The organism is Frankia tisae, from assembly GCF_025403405.1.
In the GTDB taxonomy this organism is placed as follows: Bacteria; Actinomycetota; Actinomycetes; order Frankiales; family Frankiaceae; genus Frankia; species Frankia tisai.
The window spans coordinates 1-7,618 of the sequence record NZ_JANEZT010000330.1 but is presented as its reverse complement, the minus strand read 5'-3'; the positions used below and the strand labels follow the sequence as shown (position 1 = coordinate 7,618).

Annotated in this window: 8 protein-coding genes and 1 tRNA gene; 6 read left to right on the top strand and 3 right to left on the bottom strand. The window is 70.3% G+C overall.

Going from position 1 to position 7,618, the window contains the following annotated elements; genetic code table 11:
• Positions 1-36: 36 nt before the first annotated feature.
• From NBZ85_RS24420 to NBZ85_RS24395, 6 genes are all read left to right on the top strand, one after another.
• Positions 37-300: an acyl carrier protein gene (locus tag NBZ85_RS24420; protein ID WP_261560581.1), complete on the top strand. Its 264-nt coding sequence runs from the start codon at positions 37-39 to the stop codon at positions 298-300.
• Positions 297-1,205: an SAM-dependent methyltransferase gene (locus NBZ85_RS24415; protein ID WP_261560582.1), complete on the top strand. Its 909-nt coding sequence runs from the start codon at positions 297-299 to the stop codon at positions 1,203-1,205. The genes NBZ85_RS24420 and NBZ85_RS24415 overlap by 4 nt, the downstream gene beginning before the upstream one ends.
• Positions 1,206-1,240: 35 nt before the next feature.
• On the top strand, positions 1,241-2,158 hold the full coding sequence (locus NBZ85_RS24410) for an acyl-ACP desaturase (protein ID WP_261560583.1): 918 nt from the start codon (positions 1,241-1,243) through the stop codon (positions 2,156-2,158).
• Between the two features lie 14 nt (positions 2,159-2,172).
• Positions 2,173-2,610, top strand: a complete 438-nt coding sequence (locus tag NBZ85_RS24405; protein ID WP_261562671.1) for an SDR family NAD(P)-dependent oxidoreductase — start codon at positions 2,173-2,175, stop codon at positions 2,608-2,610.
• Entirely contained in the window at positions 2,562-3,668 is a 1,107-nt protein-coding gene (locus tag NBZ85_RS24400; RefSeq protein ID WP_261562670.1) for an MFS transporter, read from the top strand. Before NBZ85_RS24405 ends, NBZ85_RS24400 begins: the two co-directional genes overlap by 49 nt.
• A gap of 133 nt (positions 3,669-3,801) precedes the next feature.
• Entirely contained in the window at positions 3,802-4,761 is a 960-nt protein-coding gene (locus tag NBZ85_RS24395) for a LysR family transcriptional regulator (RefSeq protein ID WP_261559846.1), read from the top strand.
• A gap of 279 nt (positions 4,762-5,040) precedes the next feature.
• Here NBZ85_RS24395 and NBZ85_RS24390 read toward each other — a convergent pair whose 3' ends face one another.
• From NBZ85_RS24390 to NBZ85_RS24380, 3 genes are all read right to left on the bottom strand, one after another.
• Complete coding sequence (locus tag NBZ85_RS24390) at positions 5,041-5,679, bottom strand: ABC transporter ATP-binding protein (RefSeq protein ID WP_261559845.1); 639 nt, start codon at positions 5,677-5,679, stop codon at positions 5,041-5,043.
• 173 nt (positions 5,680-5,852) lie between these two features.
• On the bottom strand, positions 5,853-7,139 hold the full coding sequence (locus tag NBZ85_RS24385) for a helix-turn-helix domain-containing protein (protein ID WP_372517800.1): 1,287 nt from the start codon (positions 7,137-7,139) through the stop codon (positions 5,853-5,855).
• A gap of 296 nt (positions 7,140-7,435) precedes the next feature.
• Positions 7,436-7,508 (bottom strand) — tRNA-Lys (locus tag NBZ85_RS24380).
• Between the last annotated feature and the right edge of the window lie 110 nt (positions 7,509-7,618).

Here is a 7,618-nt window from a genome sequence, read left to right as displayed (position 1 = left end):
CCACCGCCATTCCCACCGACCGTCCGGAGGAATCCCATGTCCGTGTCGACTGACGAGCTCATCAGCGAGATCACCGGGATCGTGGCCGAGGAGCTCGGCGTCCCGGCCGGTTCGGTGTCGCCCGACGCCGACCTGCGGTCGGTCCAGGGAGCCGACTCGGTGAAGGTGCTACGGGTGATCGCCCGCATCGAACGCGCCCGCGACGTCGAGCTCGAGGACGAGGAGGTCTTCGGCGCCTCGACGGTCCGCGAGGTCGCCGAGGTGCTCCAGCGCGCCCTCACCGAGTCGGCCGCGGTATGAGCACCGCGACCAGCGCCGGCGCCGGGACGGCCACGCCCGCCACGGCTGCGCTGACCGCCGACACTGCGCTGACCGCCGAGACTGCGCAGACCAACCAGCACTACGACCTCGACCCGCGGATCTTCGGGCTGTTCCTGGACCCGATGCGCAAGTACTCCTCGGGCTACTACCGGGAACCCGACCTGACCCTGGCCGAGGCCCAGGTCGCGAAGCTGCGCTTCGTGGCCGACCGCCTCGGCCTGAGCGAGGGCGACCGGCTGCTCGACGTGGGCTGCGGCTGGGGCGCGCTGATCCTGTTCATGGCCCAGGAGTACGCCGCCCGGGTCGTCGGGATCAGCCCGGCCGGCAACCAGCACACCTACATCGCCCAGCGGGCCAGGGAGCTGGGCGTCGCCGACCAGGTCACCACGGTCCAGGGCCACTTCGAGCACGCCGCGCTGCCGGCCGGCCGGTTCGACGCGGTGACCATGCTCGGCTCCATCGTGCACATGCCCGACCTCGTCCACGTGATGCGCCGCGCCCGGTCCCTGCTGCGCAGGGGCGGCCGGTACTACGTCTCCGAGACCTGCTTCCGCAATGCCGCGGCCCGGGACGAGTTCGACCGCCGGACCGGCACCGAGTTCGTCCGCCAGTCGATCTTCGGCTGGGGTGACATGCGTCCGCTGTCCGATCTCGTCCGTGCGGCCGAGGACGCCGGGTTCTCCGTCGTCAGCGTCGACGACCTGACCGAGGACTACCGCCGCACCATCGATGACTGGCTCGTCAACGTCGACGCCAGCGCCGAGGCCATCGAGCGGATCCGGCCGGGGATGGCCCCGACCCTGCGCCGTTACCTCGAGGTCGCCAACGCGGGCTGGGGCTACACGACCAAGCACTACGCGCTCGTGTGCCAGCGGTCCCGCTGAGGATGCCGATCAACCGTCCGTCCGGAAGGACAGATATGAGTACGGACAGCACCTCTCCTCCGTTGGCGGTTGCGCAGGTGGCGGTGGAACCGCCGGGCCAGGCCGCCGGGCCGCTGCTGCCTGCCGCCGACGTCGCGGATGCCGTCGTGTCGTTCATGCGCTCGTCGCCGGTCGGGCGCCGCTGGGACGTCGAGTCGGCCTTCGCCTGGTCGACGGTCGACGCCGACCGGCTCACCGAGGGCCAGCGCTCGGCGGTCGCCTTCATCACCTACATCGAGGACCATCTGCCGGGGTACTTCGGGCTCTACGCCCGACGGTTCCCCCTCGACGAGTCGGTGGACCTCGACGCCTTCGTCCACAACCGCGAGCTGTACCACTTCACGGTGCGCTGGGCCCAGGAGGAGGACAGCCATGCCAGGGCCCTGTTCGAGTACCAGGTGGCGGCGGGCCTGTCCGACCCGGCCCGGCTGCGCATCGAGCTGGGCCGCGAGGGGCGCAAGCCGTTCACCCTGCCCCATGAGCACGCCGTGTCGCTGTTCGCCTACGCGCTCGTCCAGGAGAAGGCGACCCAGATCTACTACCAGCAGCTCCGGGCGGTCGTCGACGAGCCGGTGCTGATCGACGTGCTGAACCACCTGAGCCGGGACGAGGCCCGGCACTTCACGTTCTTCGCCGACCTGGTCGAGAAGAGCCTGCGCCGCCACGGCGACCGAGTGGTCGAGCCGATCCGCGACGTGATCGCCGGCTTCCGGATGCCGCTGGCCGACACGCTGCGCGGCTACTGGCGCTGGGCGCTGAAGATCGCCGACACCGCCAGCTACGACCACACGGACGCCTACGAGCACCTCATCCGGGTCGTGAACCGCGCCGTGGACGCCCGCACCGACCGGGTGGACGAACTGACCAGGTTCGTGGCCGCGTGCCGGACCCCCGCGGCCACCCAGGCCCGATAGCAGGAGGAGGCGAGATGGGCGTACTGGACGGCCGGGTCGCGGTGATCACCGGCGGCACCAGCGGGATCGGGGCCCGGACGGCCGCGGTGTTCGTCGCGGCGGGAGCATCGGTGGTCATCGGCGGCCGCCGCAAGGACGTGGGGGAGGCGTGTGCCGCCGAACTCGGCCCCCGGGCCCGGTTCACGCCCGCGGACGTTCGCGTCGAGAGCGATGTCGAGGCGTTGCTGGCCACGGCGGTCGAGGAGTTCGGCAGACTGGACGTCCTGGTCAACAACGCCGGGCAGGGCGTGAGCACGCCGCTGCCGCTGCCCGAGGCGGACCTGGCGGCGTTCCTCGACACGCTGGCCGTCCACGCCGGCGGGATGTTCCTCGGCATCAAGTACGCCGCCCGGATCATGATCCCGTGCGGGTCGGGCAGGGGCTGGCCGCCTCGGCGCTGGTTCCGCAGGTGACCGCGATCATCAACCTGGTGTACTCGGGTGCCGCGCGGGCCCGTGCCTACACCGCCTACGCGTTGACCCTCGGCGGCGCGGCCGTCGCCGGGCAGATCATCGGGGGCGGCCTGATCGCGGCCAACCCGGCCGGGCTCGGGTGGCGGAGCTGTTTCCTGGTAAACGTGCCGATCGGGGTCGCCGCGCTTGTGCTCACCCGGCGCCACGTGCCAGCCGATCGGGTGAGCGGCGCGCCGCCCCGCCTGGATCTCGTCGGTGCCGTGCTGGTGACCGGCGCGCTCGTCGCCGCCGTGCTGCCGCTGGTCGAGGGGCCGAACGACGGCTGGCCGTGGTGGTCGTGGGGATTCCTCGTCGTCGCGGCGGCGCTCTTTGCAATCCTGGTGCCGGCGCAGCGGCGAATCGCGGCCCGCGGCGGGAGCCCGATCCTGCCGCCGGCGCTGTTCGCCGGGCGGAAGTTCGTCGTCGGGCTCATCAACGTCCTGGCGTTCAACGCGAGCGTCGCGCCGTGGTTCTTCGTCCTGGCGCTGTACCTCCAGGACGGCCGTAGCCTGAGCCCGCTGCGCGCCGGTCTCGTCTTCAGCGCCCTCGGCGGCGGATTCCTGGCGACCTCGCTGGCCGGCGGCAGGGTGCGAGCCCGCCTTGGGCGTCAGGGGCTCGCGCTCGGAGCCGGGCTGCGCGTGCTGGGCCTGATGGCGCTGTGGGTGGTCGTCCGCGAGCAGGGGACGGGCGGCGACATCCTCTGGGTCGCACTGCCGTTGGCCGTCGACGGGGCTGGCCAGGGCCTCGTGACCAGCCCGCTGGTCTCCTCGGTCCTGCTAGGCGTGCGGCCGGAGATCGCCGGCGCCGGGTCCGGCGTGCTGGCGTCCGCGCAGCAGGTGGGGAACTCCGTCGGGGTGGCGGTGATCGGCGCCGTCTTCTTCGCTGTCCGGGATTCGGGCGGATCGATCGCGGGCGCCTTCCGGGTCAGCCTGCTCGTCCTCGCGGCGCTGAGCCTGCTCGTCGCCGGACTGGTTCAGCTTCTCCCGAATGTCGAGGCCGGGCCGGGCCGGGCCGAATGAGGCGTTCCACCGTGACGCGAAAACTACCTTCCGGAGGGGCGGAGATGCTGAACGCGTCAGGTAGCCAGCTTCTCTCCATGTCCGATTCATCTGCGGTTGTGGCGCCCTGTCTACAGTCGGGCCGGGAGGTGCAATGGAGACCAAGCTGGAACTCAGGCACGTGGTGTACTTCCTGGCGCTGGCGGACGAACGACATTTCGGGCGCGCCGCCGCCAAATTGTTCATCGGTCAGCCTACTTTGAGTCAGCAGCTACAGCGTCTCGAACGTCAGCTCGGCGTCGAGTTGTTCGCCCGGACATCCCACGACGTGCGGCTGACGCCGGCCGGGCAGGCCTTCCGGGTCGAGGCTGAGCAGGTGCTGGAACATGCGCAGCGGGCCGTGGAGACGGCGCGCGAGGCCGCATCCGGCCGGCTCGGCAAGATCAGCATCGGCTTCAACTTCGCCGCCGGGCAGCAGGTCCTCCGGCCGACCCTGCGGCGGTTCAACGTCGACTACCCGGGCCTGTCGACGACCCTGGGGGAGGGCCTCAGCGGCCCTCAGCTCTCGGCGGTGTCCGAAGGCAAGATCGACGTCGCGCTTGTCTACTCCGGCATTCCCCCCAAACCACTGCTGGCCCAGCGGGTTCTGACCGCCTCGCTCGTCGCGATGGTCGTCCGCCACCATCCCTGGGCCACCCGCGAGCGGGTCGCCTTCCGCGAACTGGCCGACCAGCCGATCGTCCTCCTGCGCCGGGAACGTAGCCCGGCCATGTACGACGCGGTGTTCGCGGCGGCCGAGCGCTGCGGGATTCCGTTGACGGTGGCGACCGAGGTCGAGGACAGCGGGGCGACGGCGGTGATGGTGGAAACGCTGCAGGCCGTTGCCTTCGGGTCGGATGCGCGGCCCCGGCGGCCGACCGAGGACCTGGTCGCGGTGCGGATTGTCGACCCGGTACCGCTGGTCGGCGTGCGGGCCGTCTGGCGCCCGGACCCGAAACCGGCCGTCGCCGCGTTCCTCAGCAGTCTGGCGGCGGCGGCCCCGTTCCCCTCGCCGCTGGGCGACCGGACGGTCCGCATCTCCGTCCAGCCCATCGAGCACGATCAGGACGAGTAACGCCCGCGGGCGGCCTGGCACCCGCATGTCGCGCGTGGGCCGGCGGGGAAGATCTCGGGCAGCTCGCGGGTGCGGGTGCTGGCGGGTCAACCGCCGGGGATGGCCTGAGGAGAATCACCCGGGTGTGTCAGGCGGCAAGGTCGCCATCGTGACCGGCGCGGGACGGGGTATCGGCAGGGCGACCTGGGAGAACGGCTCGGCCAGCGGCGCCGAGCCGAGCCTTTGGCGGGCCTGCTCGGCCCTGCCGACGTCGGTTCCCAGCCCTCCTCGAGATGCCGATCATCCGGCACCGGCAGCCCGTTGCTTCCAGCTTTCAGCCTGTGGCGTATGTCCGGTGTTGGGTTTCGGGACGCACATGGGAGTTCCCGTGACGGGGTCGGCGATGATCACTGATTGGATTCCGAAGACTTCCTGGACCACGTTGACTGTCATGATTTCCTGTGGTGGGCCGGCTGCGGCGATCTGGCCTTCTCGCATGGCGATGAGGTGGTGGGAGCAGCGGGCTGCCTGGTTCAGGTCGTGGAGGACCAGGATGACCGTCCGGTTCTGCCGTTCGTTGAGTTCGCGGAGCAGGCCGAGGATCTCGAGCTGGTGGGCGATGTCGAGGAAGGCGGTTGGTTCGTCGAGCAGGAGGATCGGGGTGTCCTGCGCGAGGACGAGTGCGATCCAGACCCGTTGGCGTTGGCCGCCGGAGAGCTCGTCCACCGGTCGGTCGCGTAGATCGTGGGTGCGGGTGAGTCGCAGCGCCTCCTCGACCGCCTGCTCGTCGGTGATGCTCCATTGTCGGCGGAAGCTCTGGTGGGGATAGCGGCCTCGGGAGACGAGTTCCTCGACGGTGAGGCCTTCGGGAACCGTCGGGCCTTGCGGGAGCAGGTCGAGGTAGTCCAGGTCGGCGAGCTCGCGCTGGAAGCTGGCCACATGGTCGGTGAGGGCCTGGTCGTGGAAGACGAGGTACCAGGTCAGGTAGTGCCGGTCGGGTCGTCATCCGGGGCGCCACCACCAGTGGTCGGCCATCCGCTCGGTGCGGCGGAAGGTTTCCCAGTCGCCGGCGTCGGCCTGCTGCTCGGGGGTGAGTGGCACAGCCCCACAGGCTATGCGGCGGGCATCCGCCACGCCTTGACCGCGTCCGCAACGCTGGCGATCTCCGGAACGGCACGCCAGGGGGCGGCGGTGGTCAGGAAGTCCTTGGCCCGGCGGGCGACGACTTCGGAGCGCAGATCCGCGCCGACGGCCAATGCCTGGCTGACGAGTGCTCCGGCCCGGTCGGGTTCGGGGGATGGTCCGGCGAGGTAGGTCAGACTGGCGTCGACGAGGGTCAAAGCGTGGCTGGCGGTGGACTCGGCGGCGGCGAAGATGGGGATTGCCTGGTCGGTGAACTCCCGGGCGCGTTCGTGTGCTCCGGCGGCGAGGTAGGCCGAGGCGGCGTTGCCGGCGATGCGAGAGGCGGTGAACGGGTCGAAGGACAGGAAGTAGCCGACCGGGTCAGCATCGTGGATCTTCGCGTGGGCGGTGAGGGCGCGGCCTACGGCTTCGTCGACTCCGGGGGCGTCACCGAGCTTGCCCAGGGTGCGGGCCTCACCGCTGATCGCCAGGCGGATGGAGGCGGGGCCGCCGTGGGCGTAGCGCTGCCCGTCGCGGGCGAGGTCGAGGGCTTCGCGGTACCGGCCGCCGTAGTAGGCGATGAAACTTTGGGTTCCGCGGACCCAGGCGGCGAGGTCGCCGTGTCCGGCGGCCTTGGCCAGGCTCATCGCCTCGTTGCAGTAGGCGCGGGCCACCAGCTCGTTGCCCAGGTCGAACGCGAGATAGCCGAGCAGGCCGGACAGTTTCCCGCCGACGAGGTAGAGGTGTCGGCGTTGGGCGGGGTGCTGGTGTCCGGCCATGAGCTCGGCAACCCATCGGCGCTGCTTCAACGCGATCGGGTAGACGGTGGCGGCGTCGCTGGTCTCGTACCGGCGGCCGACGACTTCGACGCTCGCTTCCAACTGCTCAAGGGAAGCGTCATCGACGTTGGACGCGGCGAAGAGCTGCATCCGCCGGGTGACCTCGTCCAGCTCCTCGTCGATCGCCCACGCGGCGACCCCGACCGCGGCGAGGACCGTCCGCCGGTCCGGCCCAGCGTCGGCGGCCACTACCGCGACGGCTGATCCCGGAGCGCCTTCGGCCGGCTGGTCCGCGGGGGATGGGGCGGCGGCGAGGCCGAGGCGCTCGCGGGGGATGTCGAGTCCTTCGGCGAACTTCTCGTAGGTCTCGATGCTGGAGACCTGGCGCTTGCCGTTGAGGATGAGACTGATCATCGGCTGCGGCACCCCGGTCATGGTCGCGATCTGGGGTCGGGAAGCGCCGGTCCACCGCTTGTAGATCGTCAGCACGGCCCGCATGTCCCGTTCGGCGAGGGCGGCGGCTACACCCACGTGATGCCGGAGACGCAGCGCGACGCGGTCGACCGGATCTTCGGTGAGCAGACGTACAGCGACGACGAAGCCGACCAAGCGGACGGTTAGGAACTCACGGGCTGAACTTGTACCCGAGTGAACCAGTGGCACCCGGGCGGCTGCTCACCCTCGCAGTAGCTCGGGGCTTCTGCCGCCAAAGCAAACGAAACCGAGGTGCAAAAGTGGATACAGCGATCAAATTCAAAAAGCTACCGAGAGTCATATGCCCTGGTAGAAGCGGGTGCGCCGTCAGGGACTTGAACCCCGAACCCGCGGATTAAGAGTCCGCTGCTCTGCCAATTGAGCTAACGGCGCGTTGCCTTCGCGATCCCGTAAGGATCCCGCGTCGACATGAAGGACTCTACCAGGCGTTCCGGGGGGAGCGCCTGGTAGAGTCCTTCATGTCGACGCGGGATCCTTACGGG

Excerpts from the sequence above, each read along its gene's own strand:
- NBZ85_RS24410 (WP_261560583.1), top strand. The coding sequence starts at position 1,241 with ATGAGTACGGACAGCACCTCTCCTCCGTTGGCGGTTGCGCAGGTGGCG.
- NBZ85_RS24395 (WP_261559846.1), top strand. The coding sequence starts at position 3,802 with ATGGAGACCAAGCTGGAACTCAGGCACGTGGTGTACTTCCTGGCGCTG.
- NBZ85_RS24420 (WP_261560581.1), top strand. The coding sequence starts at position 37 with ATGTCCGTGTCGACTGACGAGCTCATCAGCGAGATCACCGGGATCGTG.
- NBZ85_RS24415 (WP_261560582.1), top strand. The coding sequence starts at position 297 with ATGAGCACCGCGACCAGCGCCGGCGCCGGGACGGCCACGCCCGCCACG.
- NBZ85_RS24405 (WP_261562671.1), top strand. The coding sequence starts at position 2,173 with ATGGGCGTACTGGACGGCCGGGTCGCGGTGATCACCGGCGGCACCAGC.
- NBZ85_RS24385 (WP_372517800.1), bottom strand. The coding sequence starts at position 7,139 with ATGCGGGCCGTGCTGACGATCTACAAGCGGTGGACCGGCGCTTCCCGA.